This window comes from uncultured Veillonella sp., assembly GCF_938010505.1.
In the GTDB taxonomy this organism is placed as follows: Bacteria; Bacillota; Negativicutes; order Veillonellales; family Veillonellaceae; genus Veillonella.
This window is the reverse complement of the sequence record NZ_CALLVP010000050.1, coordinates 1-18,400: the sequence shown is the minus strand read 5'-3', so window position 1 is coordinate 18,400 and position 18,400 is coordinate 1. Positions and strand designations below refer to the sequence as shown.

The window sequence follows — 18,400 nt, the reverse complement described above, 5'->3', positions numbered from 1 at the left end:
TTTTTAGTAGGAATAGTGGTATACTATGTACAGTATCAGTGAAATACCAGAAGACTGGTTGTCATATACTTTCATAAACCTAAAGAGGGGTGGCATTGCCACTAGAAAGATTTGAGGTAAGTACTATGTATGATGTAAAATCTCCAAAGGCGGAGGAATTTATTTCCCATCAGGAAATCCTTGATACTCTTGCCTATGCAGAGGAAAACAAGGAAAATCGGGAGTTGTTGGATGCTATTTTGGCGAAAGCTGCTACATTTAAGGGATTAAACCACAGGGAAGCAGCAGTTCTATTAGAATGTCCATTACCTGAATATAAGGAAAAGCTATTTGCTTTAGCAAAGGAAATCAAGAAAGCTATATACGGCGATCGTATCGTTCTATTTGCACCATTATATTTGTCTAACTATTGTATCAATGGCTGTGTGTACTGCCCGTATCATTCTAAAAACCGCGATATTAAACGTAAAAAGTTAACTCAAGATCAAATAAGAGAAGAGGTTATTGCTTTAGAAGCGATGGGCCATAAGCGTATCGTAATTGAGTCTGGTGAGGATCCTCTTAATAATCCACTTGAATATATTTTGGAATCCATCAAGACAATTTATGGTATTAAAAATAAAAATGGTGAAATCCGTCGTGTAAATGTAAATATTGCAGCTTGTTCCGTTGAGGACTACAAGAAATTACACGAAGCGGGTATTGGTACTTACACATTGTTCCAAGAAACGTACAATAAGGAAAACTACGAAGCTTTACATCCAACAGGTCCTAAGAGCGACTACGCCTACCATACAGAGGCGATGGACCGCGCTATGCAAGGTGGTATTGATGATGTAGGCATCGGAGTGCTTTATGGTTTGGAACATTACAAATATGATTTTGTAGGTTTGTTGATGCATGCAGAGCATTTAGAAGAAGTATTTGGCGTAGGTCCACATACCATTTCTGTGCCTCGTATTTGTCCCGCCGATGACATTGATGTAGATGATTTCAGTAATGCTGTACCTGATGATGTATTCGAAAAAATTGTTGCTCTCATTCGTGTGTCTGCTCCATATGCTGGTATGATTATGTCCACACGCGAAACTCAAGAAATGCGCGAACGCGGATTGGCTCTTGGTATCTCCCAAATCAGCGGAGGCTCTCGTACTAGTGTAGGTGGTTACAAAGAAGAAGAGAAACCAGAAGATAATTCTGCACAATTTGATCGCAGCGATACGCGTACATTAGATGAAATCGTAGACTGGCTATTAGACCTTGGTTATGTACCAAGTTTCTGTACTGCATGTTATCGTGCGGGCAGAACAGGGGACCGTTTCATGGCACTTGCTAAATCCGGTCAAATTCACAATTGTTGCCAACCTAATGCGTTGATGACATTAAACGAATACATCATGGATTACGGTGATGAAAAGACTAAGGCTCATGGTGCTAAGGTCATCGAACAACAGTTAGAAAATATTAAAAATGATTTAGTTAAAGAAAAAGCTAAAGCTTATATTGCACAGATGAAGGACGGCGAACGAGACTTCCGGTTCTAAGTAATTCACTGATATGGAACCTCCTATTGATAATAGGAGGTTCTTTTTGTTGAGAAAATAGCAAAGTTTAAATGAGAATAAAATATATAAAATAGTTTATTTTATTCGCTTTTTAGGGTATAATAAATAAAAATGATAATGATAATACGTTGAATTCAAGAATAATATTGATTATGAACTACTGAGGGATATGATGATTAAGAAAAAACGTTGGCGCCTTTGTGAAGGTGACCGGGAGAAAGAGTCTATCTTAATCCGTGAACTTGGTGTGAACCCTATTGTGGCTAAATTAATGGTGAATCGTCAGATTGATGTTGACGAAGGCCGTCGATTTTTGCAAGGTACTTTGTCAGATTTATTAGACCCATTCACTTTGAAAGATATGGACGTGGCTGTGTCACTAATTCTGGAGACAATTGAAAGTCACAAACCAATCGTTATTTATGGCGATTATGATGTGGATGGTATTACTGCAACATCTGTACTCTATCGATTTTTAAAGAAATTAGATGCTGATGTTACCTATTACATACCAGAACGTCAAAGCGAAGGGTATGGTCTCAATTTAGAGGCTTTAGAGCACCTTATTGAACGGGGAACGGCTTTGGTAATTACCGTAGACTGCGGCATTAGCTCTTACGATATTGTAGAGGCTGTACGGGACCGCATCGATATGATTATTACGGATCACCATACGGCTCCAGATATGATTCCACGAGCGAAGGCCGTCATAAATCATAAGCAAAAGGACTGTCCATATAAGGATAAAAACTTATCTGGCGTAGGGGTTGCTTTCAAATTATGCCAAGCCTTGTGGCTTACAAAGCACGGAGAATGGTACTTAGATGATTTAGATATCGTCGCACTTGGCACGGTAGCTGATGTAGTACCTTTGGTCGGTGAGAACCGCATCATCGTAAAAGCAGGTCTAGAGAAGATGAATAGCTATCCTAATTTGGGGATTAATAAGCTGATTGATGTAGTGGGGCTCCATGAACGAACTATCACCTCCGGACATATTGGTTATATTTTAGCACCTCGCCTTAATGCAGCTGGTCGCGTAACGCATGCAACGCGTGCTGTTGAATTACTCGTGACCGATGATACAGATATAGCAGAGGCAATTGCGGAGGAATTAAACGAAACAAATCGTGAACGACAAGAGCTAGAACGAAGTATTCACGAGTTGGCTCGTATAGATGTAGCCAATCAAGGCCATAAAGCTGATTATGTAACTATTGTGGCCGGCGAAGAGTGGCATCCAGGTGTCATTGGTATTGTTGCCTCTCGTCTAGTAGAGGAGTTTTACAAACCAACTTTAGTTATCAGTATTCATGATGGCGTTGGTAAAGGTTCGTGCCGTAGTATAGATGGCTTTAACATATATGATGCATTAAAATCTTGCGAGGATATCTTGCTACAGTTTGGTGGGCATGCTGCGGCGGCAGGCTTTAGCATCGATGCAAATCGCATTGATGAGTTACGAGACCGTTTAACGAAGTATTGTAAAGAAGTTGTTACTGCTGAGGAATATATTCCCGTTGTGGCCATTGATGCGGAACTACCTGTTGATGATATCGATGTCGATATCATTGACCGCGTATCAGCCCTTGAACCTTATGGGATGGCCAATAGTACCCCAGTCTTTGCTATTATGGACGCTACCGTACAGGATATTATGCTCATGGGGCAATTAAAAAATCACTGTAAGGTAATTTTTGCAACTTCGAATGGTATATTAGATGCTATAGCTTGGAATCGCCCTGATTTATTTAAATTAATCTTTGTGGGAACAGTGGTAAAAGTTGCATTCTCCTTGCAGAAGAATGAATGGCAAGGCATGGTTTCTCCGCAGCTCATGATTCAAGCTATTGAACCGTTGACTGAAGAGCCGATTAAGCTTTCTACAGAAGGACTTAGACAAATGTATGTCATAATAAAACAGTCCATGCGAGGTCGCAGTCAGTCGGTTTATAATGTAGAACAAGATATATTGCGCCGCAAGCCGGCAGATCAGAATAATCGCAGTGCTCTAACATCTATTGATGTATTTAAAGAATTGGGCATTGTTGAAGAATATACAAGTGATGATGGTCAATTAATGCTTAGATGGAATGCCATTGAAGGAAAATTAGATCTTGTCACATCCGTAACATTCCTTACTTATAGTGTATAGGAGGTGACATCATGACAACTGTAAATGAAGAAGGCAAAGCTTTGGTGGAACAAACTACTTTTGATAAAAGTAAAGCCTTAGCTGAGTTTATGGAGTATATCCATACGTATTTAACAGATGATGAGTGTGCCCAAGTATTAAAAGCTTTTGAGCTTGCTGATAAGGCTCACGAAGGTCAGTTTAGAGCTTCCGGTGAACCATATATTATGCATCCGCTAGCTGTAGCTGATATTTTGGCACATTTACAAATCGACCATATTACACTCATGGCAGCTCTTATGCATGATGTGGTCGAAGATACATCTTACTCGAAGGAAGACCTAGAGGAGATGTTTGGTTCTGAAGTAGCGTTCCTCGTTGATGGAGTAACAAAATTAAACCAATTTCAATATGAAACAAAAGAAGATCGCCAAATGGAAAACTATCGAAAGATGATTTTAGCCATGGCGAAGGACGTACGTGTCGTAGTTATTAAATTGGGTGACCGCTTGCATAATATGCGTACCCTAAAGCATATGCGTAGTGATAAGCAAAAGCGTATTGCTAAGGAAACCTTAGAAATCTTTGCACCTTTGGCACATCGTCTCGGTATCTTCAATGTGAAATGGGAGTTGGAAGATTTATCCTTCCGTTATTTAGAGCCGGAAAAATACTATGATCTAGTAGATCAAATGAAACAAAAACGCCAAGTCCGTGAAGACATCGTTAATGATACAATGAGTCAACTTACTAAGGCCTTAGGCGAAGCCAATATCAAGGCGGACATTAAAGGACGTCCAAAACACTTCTACAGTATTTATAAGAAGATGAAAAAGGACAATCGCGATCTATCTCAAATCTATGACTTGCTTGCTGTTCGTGTAATTGTTGATAGCATTCCTGATTGTTATGCAGTACTCGGTATTGCTCATAGCTTGTGGAAACCATTGCCATATCGCTTCAAAGATTATATTTCTATGCCGAAGTCTAATATGTATCAATCTTTGCATACTACAGTTATTGGTACGATGGGGCAACCTGTAGAAATTCAAATTCGTACATGGGAAATGCATCGTGTATCTGAATACGGTGTGGCTGCTCATTGGCGTTATAAAGAAGGTAGTAAAAACGGTGATAAAGAATTTGACCAAAAGGTTGCATGGTTGCGTCAAGTTCTTGAATGGCAAGATACGAGTAATCCTACGGAGCTGGTTAATGCTTTAAAACTGGATGTTTTCTCAGGAGAAGTATTCGTATTTACACCAAAAGGTGATGTTGTTAAGTTGCCTATTGGCTCTGTGCCGCTTGACTTTGCGTATCGCGTTCATACCGATGTAGGTCATCGCTGTGTTGGTGCCAAGGTAAACGGTAAAATTGTACCTCTTGATTACACTTTACAAAATGGCGATATCGTAGACATCATTACATCTAAAACCGGTGGTCCAAGCCTCGACTGGTTGAATATCGTAGGTTCTTCTGAAAGTAAGAGCAAGATTCGCAACTGGTTCAAGCGCGAAAATAAAGCTGAAAATATTGAAAAAGGTTTAGACTCTCTTGAAAAAGAAGCGAAACGATTAAATCATAATTGGAAAGAATTATGTGCGGACAACCGTTTACAACAGGTAACGAAACAACTTAAAGCCGGCACAGAAGAGGAAATGTTTGCCGCTTGTGGCTATGGTGGCATTCCTGTGAGCACCGTTCTATTGCGTTTAATAGAACTTTATAAAAAATCTAAAGAGGTAGAGGAATCTAAGCGCAGTACAGAGCAAATTATTGAGAAATTAAAATCTCAAGGTCAAAAGAAAACGAAAAATGGCACAGGCGTTCTCGTTAAAGGTGAAGCTGGTGTTATGGTACGTATGGCCAAATGTTGTAATCCTGTACCTGGCGACGATATTATAGGCTACATAACTCGTGGTCGTGGTGTTTCGGTCCATCGCTGTGATTGTACTAGCATGGGCCATACACCTGAAGACTTGGAGCGTATGATAGAAGTCTCTTGGGATGGATCCTCTGGTGAATCTTTCCACGTAGGTATTGATATTCAAGCTTACGATCGAGCTGGCATTCTCATGGAGGTTATGGCGGTGCTTTCAGAATTGAAAATTACCATTACCAACATTAATGCTAAGGTGCAAGAGGATACAAAAAATGTAAGTATCAATGTTACGGTTGATATCCGTGATATTTCACAATTAGATTTTGTAATGACTAAGTTGCGTCGTATTCGCGAAGTTTATACTGTTCAACGTAGTAAAGGAGGGGCTTAATGAGCGAACAACAATTAGTACTTATGCGCATGCCTTTAGGTCCATTAGGAACAAATTGCTATGTTATCGGTGATAAAGCGATAGGTGAAGCTTTCATTATCGATCCTGCAACAGCTGAAGTACTAGATGCGCTAAAAAAACATGACTTAAAGCCGAAGGCGGTTGTACTCACGCATGGTCACGGCGACCATATCGGTGGGGTACAAGAGATTGTAGATGCATATCAAGTTCCTGTATATATTCATAAGGGGGATGTGTCATATTTAGCGGATCCAGAGTTAAATCTCAGCGCTTATAGCAACCCTACACCGATTAAGGTGAAGGCAGATATCATCGAGGTTAAACAAGGTGACCATATTACATGTGGGGCTATCGATTTGGAAGTACTTGAAACGCCAGGTCATACGCCAGGTGGTGTGTGTTATTACATGGAAGGTCTTGTGTTTGTAGGGGATACTCTGTTTAGAGATTCCATAGGTCGTACAGACTTTCCAAATGGTTCTTATGAAACCTTGATAGCAGCTATTAAGACACAGCTTTATGCATTACCTGATAATACAATGGTGTATCCTGGTCATGGACCGGAAACAAATATAGGGTATGAAAAACAATACAACCCATTTGTTGGTCAGTAGGTTTAAACGAATTATTTTTTACAGTCGAGGGGAAATTATCATGAACACAACATTAGAAAAATTAAAAGAACGCATTAAAGACAAAAAGTACAAATTGACGACACAACGTCAAACGATTTTGCAAGCATTTATCGATGCTGAAGAAAATCATTTGAGTGCTGAAGATGTATATGTTCTTGTAAAAGAAGTTGCCCCTGATATCGGTTTGGCAACAATTTACAGAACTCTTGATCTTTTCACAGAACTCGATTTATTAAAACGCCTTGATTTTGGTGATGGTCGTAATCGCTATGAATTAAATGACGAAGAGTTTGCTCATTTCCATCATCATTTGATTTGCGTAAAATGTGGCAAAGTATCTGAATTCGAAGACGATATGCTTGAAACATTGGAATCTATTATCGCTAAAAAGTTGAACTTCCGTACCATTGACCACCAATTGAAAGTATATGGTTACTGTAGTGATTGCCAAAATCATATGACTGAAGCAGAATTAGAAAAGCTTGAGCGTATGTCCCATCACCATGGTTAATAGATATCTATATACGGGGCCATTACCACTTGGCTCCGTAGTAGCTCATAACTGTGGCGCGGCAGGACTCTTTTCTGATAAGGTACATCCAGAGGTTATCCTTGAAGCGCATGAAGTGGAAGGAATATATACATTAACTGTTACTATTGGTGATACAATTAAGATTTTTGAAGGAACTGTTTCCTCTATGGGGCGTCGTCAAATTGGACAAGCCTTGTTGCGCTATTTGCGTGAATATCAAGGCTTACCTGCTGAGGCTCCATGGGGAACCATGGTAGGTGTGCGCCCTACAAAGCTACTACATAAATATATAGATACATATGGCTCTGTCCACGCAGCAACTCGTCACATTAGGGACGAGTTTTCTGTGTCTATGGAAAAGCTTGCTACTTTGAGGGCCATTGGCGAATATCAACGTCCGTTTCTATCTGATACAGACGATAAAAAGGTAAGTCTCTATTGTGGTATTCCTTTCTGCGATACGCGTTGCGTATATTGCTCGTTTCCATATGGTCTTTATCAGGATTATGCTGGTAAAAGTCAATTTCTAAGGGCTTTAAACCGTGATATAGAAGATATGAAATCTATTGTTGATTCCTATAATCTAACAGTAGATACTCTCTATATGGGCGGCGGCACTCCAACAGTGCTAGAGGATGAAGACTTTCACCAAGTCCTAAAACTGTTGTCTATACTTGTGCCAGAAGGACATGAGTTTACCGTAGAAGCGGGGCGGCCAGATTCTGTGAATCCCGTAAAACTACAATCTATGTTAGAGCTAGGTGTAAATCGTATCAGCATTAACCCACAAACGATGCAAGATGATATTTTGCGGCGCATTGGACGCGGTCATAGTGCACGGGATATTGATGAGCTTTTACAATATGTAAAAAACAATACATCATTAGCCGTAAATATGGATTTTATCGCAGGCTTGCCTAACCAAACGATGTCAAACATGATAGAGAATATGGATTATGTATGTCAAAATCTGCCGGAAAATGTTACAATTCATACGTTAGCATTAAAACGTGGTAGCCCGTTGTACGATTTACATATGGAAGATGATATTCCTGAAGAAAATCTCGTAGCGGAAATGGTACAATATGGTAAAGAGCGTCTTGAAGCGGCTGGTTATGTGCCATATTATTTATATCGCCAACAATATATGAGAGGGCAGTTAGAGAATATCGGCTACACCTTGCCTGGCAAAGCATGCGAATACAATATTCAGATCATGGAAGAACGGCAAAATATTCTATCCATGGGCCCTGGTAGCTCGTCTAAGTGGATGCGCGCCCCTGAATATCGTCAGCTTAAACAGCATATGCCAAAAGACGTAGATGTTTATCACGAAACGATAGATGCACTTTTAGAGAAACGACATAGAATTTGTGAAAGATTTTGGGAGGTTGTGTAATGGCTATAAGAAAACCAAGAGGTACACAAGACTTTTTGCCAGAACAGATGATAAATTGGCACTATATTGAACAACGTATGCGTGAAATTTGTAAAGTATACGGCTTCAATGAAATTCGCACACCTGCCTTTGAAGAAACTAAATTATTTTTGCGAGGTATCGGTGAAACTACAGATGTAGTACAAAAAGAGATGTACACCTTTACCACCGGTGATGACGGTGGTTCTAGCTTTACCTTACGCCCTGAAAATACGGCGTCTGCTGTGCGCGCATACTTAGAAAATAAAGTATATGGTAAAGAAGGTCTCACAAAATGGTATTATATGGGCCCTATGTTCCGTCATGATAAACCGCAAGCAGGTCGTTATCGTCAATTCCACCAATTTGGTGCGGAGGTATTAGGTTCTCAATCTCCAGTAGTGGATAGCGAAGTTATTTGCATGGTTGTACAACTGTTAAAAGACTTTGGCCTTAAAGACCTCAATGTAGAGGTGAACTCTGTAGGTTGCCCGACATGTCGGCCTGTATACCGCGAAAAGCTGATTGCTTTCTTTGAACCTAAAAAGGAACAATTATGTAGCGATTGCCAAGAGCGTCTATACAAGAATCCATTGCGTATCTTAGACTGCAAAAATGAAACATGTAAATCCTTGTCCGTAGGTGCTCCTGAAATTCACGAACATTTATGTGAAGAGTGTCATGATCATTTTGAAGAATTGAAAACCTATTTAACTGCAGCTAATGTGCAATATACATTGAACCCTCGTCTCGTACGTGGCCTTGATTACTATACGAAAACAGCCTTTGAGGTACAATATACTCCTTTAGGTGCTCAAAGTGCCGTAGCCGGTGGTGGCCGTTACGATGGTCTCGTAGAAGAGCTCGATGGACCGCATACCCCAGCTATCGGTTTTGCTATGGGCATGGAGCGCTTATTATTAGCTCTTGAAAAACAAAACCTATTGCCTGAACCAACTGTAGAACCATCTGCATTCGTAGTAGCTCTTGGTGATGCGGCTAAGGTAGAGGCTTTCAAAATTTGCCAAAAACTTCGCAGTCTTGATATTCCTGTTGAAATGGACGGGCAGGGCAAAAGTATGAAGGCACAATTAAAATACGCTAACAAAATTAATGCGAAATATGTTATTATATTGGGTGATGATGAATTGGTTCGTAAAGAAGCCATAATTCGATTCATGGATACTAGTGAACAAGAGACTGTATCTCTTGATACAGTAGCTGAACGTATAACTTCTTTGGTGAAAGGATGACAATTAGAATGGAAACAATGCAAGGCTTACACCGTACGCACGGTTGTGGCACCATCTCTGAACAAGAGGTAGGTAAAGAGGTCGTATTATGTGGTTGGGTTGAACGCCGTCGTGACCATGGTGGTTTGATTTTCTTGGATTTACGCGATCGTTCTGGCGTAGTACAAGTAGTAGCGTCCCCAGATCATAACGTAGAATCGTTCCACAAAGCAGAGGATGTTCGTAATGAATATGTGCTTTGCGTGCGTGGTACTATCACAAAACGTGATGAATCTGCTATTAATCCTAACCTTCCTACAGGTGCATACGAAATGTTCTGTGAAGAGTTGCGCGTATTGAACTCCGCTAAGACGCCTCCATTCTATATCCAAGATGATATCGATGTAGATGAAAATATTCGTTTGAAATACCGTTACCTTGACTTACGCCGTCCTGAAATGCAACGCAACTTGATTTTACGTCACAAGGTAACCAAAGCAATGCGCGACTTCTTTGATAGCCGCGATTTCTTGGAAATTGAAACACCAATGCTTACTAAATCTACGCCAGAGGGCGCTCGTGACTATCTAGTGCCTTCCCGTGTAAATGCTGGTACATTCTATGCATTGCCACAATCTCCACAAATTTTCAAACAAATCTTGATGGTTGCTGGTTATGAAAAATACTTCCAAATCGCTCGTTGCTTCCGTGATGAAGATTTGCGTGCAGACCGTCAACCTGAGTTTACTCAGCTCGACTTGGAAATGTCCTTTGTAGATGAAGAAGACATTTACTCCATGCTTGAAGAAATGGTTGCTCATGTATTTAAAACTACAATGGGCAAAGAAATCACCTTGCCAATGCCTCGTATTACATGGGATGAAGCAATGGATAAATACGGTTCTGATAAACCAGACCTTCGCTTCGACATGGCGTTTACTGATGTAACTGATCTCGTAAAAGATACAGAATTTAAAGTATTCCGCTCTGTTATCGACAATGGTGGCGTAGTTAAAGGTATCGTTGTGCCTGGTGACGCTGGCATTCCTCGCCGTGAACTTGATGACCTTGTTGAGTATGTAAACCGTTACGGCGCTAAAGGCCTTGCGTGGGCTTGCTTCAATGAAGATGGTTCCATCAAGTCTCAAATCATGAAGTTCTTAGGTGAAGATACAATCCGCAATATTGGTGAAAAAATGGGCGCTAAAGGTGGCGACCTTGTATTGATGATTGCTGATAAACCTGCAACTGTGGCACGTGCATTAGGCGAATTACGCCTTGAAATGGCACGCCGTATGAACATGATTGACCAAGATAAATTGGCATTTACATGGGTAACTGATTTCCCTATGTTCGAATATAGCGAAGACGAAAAACGTTATGTTGCAATGCATCATCCGTTCACAATGCCACGCCATGCGGATCTTGATAAATTAGAATCCGATCCTGGCAGTGTAAAAGCGATTGCTTACGACATGGTATTGAATGGCGTAGAAATCGGTGGCGGTTCCTTGCGTATTTACCAAGCTGACGTACAAGAAAAAGTATTCAAAGCAATTGGTTTGTCTATTGAAGAAGCAAGATCTAAATTCGGCTTCATGCTTGATGCATTCCAATACGGTGCACCTCCTCATGCAGGCTGTGCATTTGGCCTTGATCGTCTTGTTATGTTGATGGCAAAACGTCAATCTATCCGCGACGTAATCGCATTTCCTAAAACTCAATCTGCTTCTGATATCATGAGCCAAGCTCCATCTGAAGTAGAACCTAAGCAATTAAAAGAGTTGCATATTAAACCAGATGTAGAAGAAGAACAAGAGCAATCTTTAGTGTAAAAACATAGGCAAGAATTGATTGAAATCGAAATGTCAAGACTTGTTAATTGCTAATCTTTCTGATACTATTTAAGTATAAGATATCCCTGCCATGTGCGTGTGATATCGCAGTTTTGAGCCAACACATTTACTTTGGGAGTCTGACTCTCGTCTGAACGTTACGCCCTTACGGGACAATTGCAGGATGAGGAGGACACCCACCTGCCCTTGCAGGATCAAAACGCGGTACATTACGGCATGGTGGGGCTTTTTTGCGTGTAAGACATTGTTTTTTGATTGAATAGTTATAGATATTAAAATACGATAGTTAAACTGGGTGCGAATTGAGGTGATAGAATGGATAGTTTATTTGATATGACACCTACAAATACATACGAGCCACTTCCTGTACGAATGCGTCCTACTAAACTGGATCATTTATATGGTCAAGAGAAGGCCATAGGGAAGGGGACATTCTTGCGTGTTATGGTAGAGAAGGATACAATACCATCTATGCTTTTTTATGGGCCTTGTGGAACAGGTAAGACGACGTTAGCCGGAATCATAGCTAAGGTGAGCAATAGTCATTTTGTAAACCTGAATGCTACTAACGCTGGTATTGGTGAGTTGAGAACCATCATTGAAGACGCTCGTAAACGGGTTCGTTCTTTACAGCAACGAACAATTCTATTCCTCGATGAAATTCATCGCTTTAATAAAAGCCAACAAGATGTGTTGTTACCCTGTGTAGAGGATGGAACTATCATCCTTATTGGTGCTACTACAGAGAATCCGTTCTTTGAAGTTAATAGACCACTTTTGTCTCGTTTGCGTCTTATTACATTAGAAGCACTTACTCCAAAGGCTATCGGTCAAATTTTACGTCGCGCCATTACTGATGAAGAGGTAGGCCTTGGCAAGCGTCATCTGCAGGTAACCGATGAAGTTTTGGAAGATGTGGGGATTTTCGTCAATGGTGATGGACGTATGGCCCTTAATATTCTTGAACAAGCCGCAGCTATGGTTCCCGATGAGGGGACGATTACTATTGAGGTTCTCGAAAAGGTCGTAGGTCGTCGCATATATACATATGATAAAAAAGGTGATAGTCATTACGATACAATTTCAGCTTTTATTAAAAGTATGCGTGGCTCCGATGTACAAGCAACAGTACATTATTTAGCGCGTATGATTGAAGCCGGAGAGGATCCTAACTTCATTGCTCGTCGTATTGTTATTTGTGCAGCAGAGGATGTAGGTCTTGCGGATCCACAAGCTCTCATACTCGCAAATGCAGCAGCTCAAGCGGCTCATATGGTAGGCTTTCCTGAGGCACGCATTATATTATCCGAAGCTGCGTGTTATGTTGCTCTCGCACCTAAAAGTAATTCTGCTTATGTAGCTATTGATGCTGCTATATCTGATGTGCGACATAAGGATTGTGGACAAGTACCTGATCATTTGAAAGATAGTCACTATAGCGGAGCTAGTAAATTAGGTCATGGGAAAGCTTATAAGTATGCTCATAACTATCCTAATGGGTATGTAAAACAGCAGTATTTACCAACGCCTCTAGTCGATGCTACCTACTATAAGGGCATAAAGAGAGGGACTGAGGAACAGTTACTTCACGACTGGGAGAAACGTCGTAAAAATTAACTTAATATTACGATATATGCTATAATATAATGATAAGTTAATTTACTGTAATGTTATATAAGTAAGGGGTTTGTATAGATTTATGGCAGAAGAAAATACTTCCACCAAAAGACGCAACACACGCCGTAAGCGAACAAGTACAAAACAGCAATCAAAGTCTCAAAGTTTTTCTTTGCGCAGCGAAGTGAAAGGCCTTATTGTCATTGCCTTTGCTGTGATTTCCTTGCTCGGCTTTTTCGGATTTGAACTCGGCCTTGTAGGGCAGATTTTAACAGGTGTATTCCGTTATGGCTTTGGGCTAGGCGGTATCATTCCTTGTTTATGCGTTTTCTGGTTAGGTTGGAGATTATTATATAAGGATACATTTATTTCCATTACAAAACGAGGCGTTGTAATGACCTTGTTTTTCCTATTTTTGTTAGCTCTTGTTCCTTTGTGGCGAGTTCCTGAGGGGCAGGAACTCATTACTACACAACTGGCTAATCAAGGTGGTGTCGTAGGCGGCGCGATTGCTACATTCCTTCGTACATTATTAGGAAACTTAGGGGCTATTATTCTTGATGTATTCTTACTCATAGCTTTTGGTCTTCTTGTGACACGTTTGTCTTTGCGCAGTGGATTACAAAAGGCTGCGGACAAAACGCAAGTTGGTCTAGATGTAGCTAAGGAGGTAGCTGCTGAGAAGGTCGCTGTTGCAAAAGAAGTGTTTGATGACTGGAATGAACAGCGTAAAGAAGCGGCAGAACAGCGTAAAGCTTATAACAGGGAAAAAGATACACGTTTTGCTGATGCTGCAGATCAAGCATTAGATACATTAGAAAAACAGGGTATTGCTACTGAACGAGATCTCTTTGGTTCTGCTTCAGCTACAGATGTTGAAACTATTGAGGATACAGTAACAATTGTTGATTCACCGAAACCTCCTACATCTTGGAAGGAATTGGCTGAGATAGAAGCACGTAATCGTGCGGCTGAGCAATTGGCTACTATTTCTGAAGCATCTGGTGATGTGAAGTCTTATGAAGCTGATGACTTTGAGCAATTCTCTGGTACGCATAGATCTACGAGTGATGATTATGTATATGTTCCAGATGAGGATTATGCATATACACCAGATGAAGAGTATACAGATGAGTTTGGAACTGTAGAAAATTCTGATGACGAAGAACCAGAATTCTCCTATCAAAATACAACGATGGGTCCATTGGAAACTAATCACGGTGCTATCGCTTCTGCTGTACCTGGAACGGGGGCGGCTGCAAGCTCTGTAAGTGCTGGGGCCGGAATGGCAGGCATGGGATTACAAGTACCGTCCATTATTAGTACTACAGAAGATACGGCACAAGTAGCTGTATCTAAAGATGGCCAAATTCATCGTTCCTATGATAGACCGTACCACTTCCCAAGTCTAGATATTTTGGCGAAAGGGAAGGGGAGTCAAAACAATGGTGAAGAAGTAGCGCAAAATGCGATGATGCTTGAACATGTATTGAGTGACTTTGGTATTACTGCTAAGGTTGTTAATGCTACACAAGGTCCAACTGTTACGCGTTATGAAATTGAGCCAGCACCAGGCGTAAAAGTAAGTCGTATCGTTAACTTAACAGATGATATTGCTCTCAACTTAGCAGCGCAACATATCCGTATGGAGGCTCCGATTCCAGGCAAGTCTGCCATCGGTATTGAGGTGCCTAATAAAACGACAGAGGCCGTTCATTTACGTGATGTACTTGATTGTAGTGACTTTAAAGATGCTCGTGGTGGTATTCCTGTCGGTCTTGGTAAGGATATTGCAGGTAAACCTGTCATTACGGATCTTGCTAAGATGCCTCACTTGCTCGTAGCTGGTACGACTGGCTCTGGTAAATCCGTATGTGTAAATACATTGATTTCTAGTATTCTCTTTAGCCGTAAACCGGAAGAGGTTAAGTTATTATTAATCGACCCTAAGATGGTTGAATTGTCTATTTATAACGGAATTCCTCACTTGATGGCTCCGGTTGTAACGGATATGAAAAAAGCGGCAGCTGTATTGCGCTGGGCCGTTCGTGAAATGGAGGCTCGTTATAAGGCGTTTGCTGCATCTGGTAAACGCGATATCAAGAGCTACAATGAAGCGCATCCTAAGGCTGCTATGCCGTTAATCGTGTTGATTATCGACGAGTTAGCTGATCTTATGATGACGGCTCCTGATGATATTGAAGAGTCTATTAGTCGTTTAGCACAAATGGCTCGTGCTGCAGGTATTCACATGGTTCTTGCTACACAACGACCATCTGTTAACGTTATTACCGGTTCTATTAAGGCCAATGTGCCGAGCCGTATTTCCTTTGCAGTAGGCTCTCAAATTGATTCCCGTACCATTCTTGATATGGCAGGGGCAGAGAAATTATTGGGTAAAGGTGATATGTTATTTGCTCCGATTGGTGCTAATAAACCTATTCGTGTACAAGGGGCCTTTATTTCTGATGATGAGGTAGAAAAACTTGTAGAGTTTGTAAAAGCTCAGCGAGAACCAGAATATGATAATACGGTAACTCAAGATGTGGAAAAGGAAGCTGAAAAAGAATCTTCTGATGCTAATGATGTTTACCGCGATGAATTATTAGAGCAAGCTGTTAATCTCGTTATGGAATCTGGTCAAGCTTCCGTATCTATGTTGCAACGTCGTTTCCGGATAGGTTATACCCGTGCGGCACGTCTTGTAGATACAATGGAAGACCTTAAAATCGTTGGCCCTAGCATGGGCAGTAAGGCTCGAGAAATCTTAATGAGCCCTGAACAAGCTAAGGCTAGATATTTCTCCGATTCCAATGATGAGCAATAATTAGCTAATTACTATATGAATATTACGTAGATTTAGAAAGGAACGAAAATGGCTGAATTAGGCGAAGAATTACGACGTGAACGGGTAAGACGTAATCTAACCTTTAAAGATGTGGAGCAAGTGCTGCACATTAAAACAACCTATTTAGAAGCTATCGAAGATGGCAACTATGATATCATTCCTGGTCAAGTCTACGTAAAAGGCTTTATTCGAAACTATGGCAACTACTTAGATCTTGATGGGGATCGCTTGGTAAAAGTATATCAAGGACAAGTAGGGGACATAGATACATTTTCTTTGCGTTCTGTTACGAGACGGAAGGCTCAAGCGACTCCTAATTTAGTACAAAGTGAGTTCGTTGAATACCAAACATCTAAAAAGCGTATGTCTTTAGAAACGCGTCAACGAAAACGTCAACGCTCTATTGTACAAGAACGCATTATTTTGGGGATTATTCTATTTTGTATGGCATTATTTTTACTATGGTTATTCCTTTTCTAATGATTGATTAGGAATGATAGAAAGGCATTTACACAGTCAATGGATAGATTTTTAGTAACAGAACCTTCGGATATGAAGGAACGTGGTTGGGCCGAATTAGATTTCGTTCTCATCAGTGGGGACGCCTATGTGGACCATCCGTCCTTTGCTCCTGCGGTTATCGGTAGATACTTGGAATCCAAAGGCTATCGTGTAGGCATTATAGATCAACCAGATTGGAATGATGTAGAGGCTTTCAAGAAACTAGGTAAACCACGTCTTGCATCCCTAGTTACAGCAGGGAATCTAGATTCAATGCTCAATAAATTTACGGCAGCAAAGAAAATTCGCCGTCAAGATGATTATTCTCCCGGTGGTGAATCAGGGCATCGTCCGGATCGTGCTACCTTGGTATATGCCAACCGTATGAAGGAGGCTTATAGTGATGTACCTCTTATCATCGGTGGTATAGAAGCGTCCTTGCGTCGCTTTGGTCATTATGACTATTGGTCAGATACGGTGCGTCGCTCCATCTTAGTAGATGCCAAGGCAGATGTACTCGTCTATGGTATGGGAGAGCTTCAAATCATTGAACTAGCCGATGCCTTAGATCAAGGACGATTTAAAGAGTCCTTGCCGTCTATACGCGGTATTTGCTACATGGCAAAGGAAATTCCTACTATTGACTATGTAGAGTGCCCATCCTATGAAGCTATTAAGGCGGATAAGATGGACTTTGCCGATGCATTCCGCATTCAATACGATGAACAAGATCCGTTCTATGGTCGTATTGTAGTCCAAAAACATGGGGACAGATATCTCATTCAGAACACACCTGCCTTGCCATTGACGCAGGACGAAATGGATGGTGTCTATAACTTGCCATATACCAGAAAGTGGCATCCTAAATACGATGATAAGGGTGGTGTACCAGCGTTAAGCGAAGTTCAGTTTAGCCTTGTAAGCCAACGTGGCTGTTTTGGCAGTTGTTCTTTCTGTGCCATCACGAATCATCAAGGTCGTATTATCCAAAATCGTAGCCATGAGTCTTTGATTGACGAAGCACACAAGATGATTAACATGGATAACTTCAAGGGATATATCCACGATGTAGGTGGTCCTACGGCAAATTTCCGCCATCTAGCTTGTGATAAACAGGCTGTTTATGGTGCTTGTAAAGGGCGTACCTGTGCGGCTCCAGAGCCTTGTGAAAACTTGAATACAAATCACAATGATTATATTGCTTTACTGCGTAAACTACGTAAGCTTAAAGGTGTAAAAAAGGTATTTGTTCGCTCCGGTTTGCGCTATGACTATGTACTGGCCGATAACAATAAAGACTTTGTGCGGGAACTTTGTGAGTTTCACGTAAGTGGTCAGTTAAAGGTAGCCCCAGAACATGTATCTAAACGGGTTACCAATATGATGGGAAAAGCTGGTAAGGAAGAATTTCTAACCTTTAAGTCTTGGTTTGAAGAGGCGAATAAAAAGCTTGGTAAGAAGCAATATTTAGTTCCGTACTTTATGAGCTCTCATCCAGGTTGTGCGTTAGAGGATGCTATTGAATTGGCGGAATTTTTACGAGATCACCATATGCACCCTGAGCAAGTACAGGATTTTATCCCTACGCCGGGTAGTCTTTCTACTTGCATGTATTATACGGGCATTAATCCACTAGATGGAAAGCCTGTATATGTTGCTAAAAAGGGGCGAGATAAAGCAAAACAACGCGCTTTGATGCAGTTTAAAAATATTGAAAACTATGACCTTGTTAAAGAGGCTCTCATAGAAGCCAATCGACGTGATTTAAT

General features: G+C 40.9%; 12 protein-coding genes and 1 other RNA gene. All 13 read left to right on the top strand.

Annotated features, from left to right (window positions below):
- Nucleotides 1–125 precede the first annotated feature (125 nt).
- A complete protein-coding gene (gene hydG / locus Q0507_RS02765; protein WP_298712021.1) occupies nucleotides 126–1,544 on the top strand; it encodes a [FeFe] hydrogenase H-cluster radical SAM maturase HydG in 1,419 nt (472 codons plus the stop codon).
- Between the two features lie 193 nt (nucleotides 1,545–1,737).
- A complete protein-coding gene (gene recJ, locus Q0507_RS02760) occupies nucleotides 1,738–3,720 on the top strand; it encodes a single-stranded-DNA-specific exonuclease RecJ (protein WP_298712024.1) in 1,983 nt (660 codons plus the stop codon).
- A gap of 11 nt (nucleotides 3,721–3,731) precedes the next feature.
- The gene (locus tag Q0507_RS02755) at nucleotides 3,732–5,972 is read left to right on the top strand and encodes a bifunctional (p)ppGpp synthetase/guanosine-3',5'-bis(diphosphate) 3'-pyrophosphohydrolase (protein ID WP_298712018.1); all 2,241 of its coding nucleotides are present in this window, start codon (nucleotides 3,732–3,734) and stop codon (nucleotides 5,970–5,972) included.
- Nucleotides 5,972–6,607, top strand: a complete 636-nt coding sequence (locus tag Q0507_RS02750; RefSeq protein WP_298712016.1) for an MBL fold metallo-hydrolase — start codon at nucleotides 5,972–5,974, stop codon at nucleotides 6,605–6,607. Before Q0507_RS02755 ends, Q0507_RS02750 begins: the two co-directional genes overlap by 1 nt.
- 40 nt (nucleotides 6,608–6,647) lie before the next feature.
- Nucleotides 6,648–7,139: a Fur family transcriptional regulator gene (locus Q0507_RS02745; protein ID WP_298712013.1), complete on the top strand. Its 492-nt coding sequence runs from the start codon at nucleotides 6,648–6,650 to the stop codon at nucleotides 7,137–7,139.
- Nucleotides 7,132–8,559, top strand: coding sequence for a coproporphyrinogen dehydrogenase HemZ (gene hemZ / locus Q0507_RS02740; RefSeq protein WP_298712010.1), 1,428 nt, complete (start codon nucleotides 7,132–7,134; stop codon nucleotides 8,557–8,559). Before Q0507_RS02745 ends, hemZ begins: the two co-directional genes overlap by 8 nt.
- On the top strand, nucleotides 8,559–9,830 hold the full coding sequence (gene hisS / locus Q0507_RS02735) for a histidine--tRNA ligase (RefSeq protein WP_298712008.1): 1,272 nt from the start codon (nucleotides 8,559–8,561) through the stop codon (nucleotides 9,828–9,830). Before hemZ ends, hisS begins: the two co-directional genes overlap by 1 nt.
- An 8-nt stretch (nucleotides 9,831–9,838) precedes the next feature.
- Entirely contained in the window at nucleotides 9,839–11,644 is a 1,806-nt protein-coding gene (gene aspS / locus Q0507_RS02730) for an aspartate--tRNA ligase (protein ID WP_298712005.1), read from the top strand.
- An 80-nt stretch (nucleotides 11,645–11,724) separates the two neighbouring features.
- Nucleotides 11,725–11,895: non-coding RNA, 6S RNA (ssrS, locus tag Q0507_RS02725), on the top strand.
- Nucleotides 11,896–11,980: 85 nt separating this feature from the next.
- Entirely contained in the window at nucleotides 11,981–13,282 is a 1,302-nt protein-coding gene (locus Q0507_RS02720; RefSeq protein ID WP_298712002.1) for a replication-associated recombination protein A, read from the top strand.
- An 82-nt stretch (nucleotides 13,283–13,364) separates the two neighbouring features.
- Nucleotides 13,365–16,109 carry a DNA translocase FtsK gene (locus tag Q0507_RS02715; RefSeq protein WP_298711999.1) on the top strand — a complete coding sequence of 915 codons (2,745 nt, stop codon included), beginning with the start codon at nucleotides 13,365–13,367 and terminating at the stop codon, nucleotides 16,107–16,109.
- Between the two features lie 48 nt (nucleotides 16,110–16,157).
- Complete coding sequence (locus Q0507_RS02710; RefSeq protein WP_004696413.1) at nucleotides 16,158–16,610, top strand: helix-turn-helix transcriptional regulator; 453 nt, start codon at nucleotides 16,158–16,160, stop codon at nucleotides 16,608–16,610.
- 39 nt (nucleotides 16,611–16,649) lie between these two features.
- Nucleotides 16,650–18,400: YgiQ family radical SAM protein (locus tag Q0507_RS02705; RefSeq protein ID WP_298711992.1), on the top strand; the 1,751-nt coding region annotated here is incomplete at its 3' end.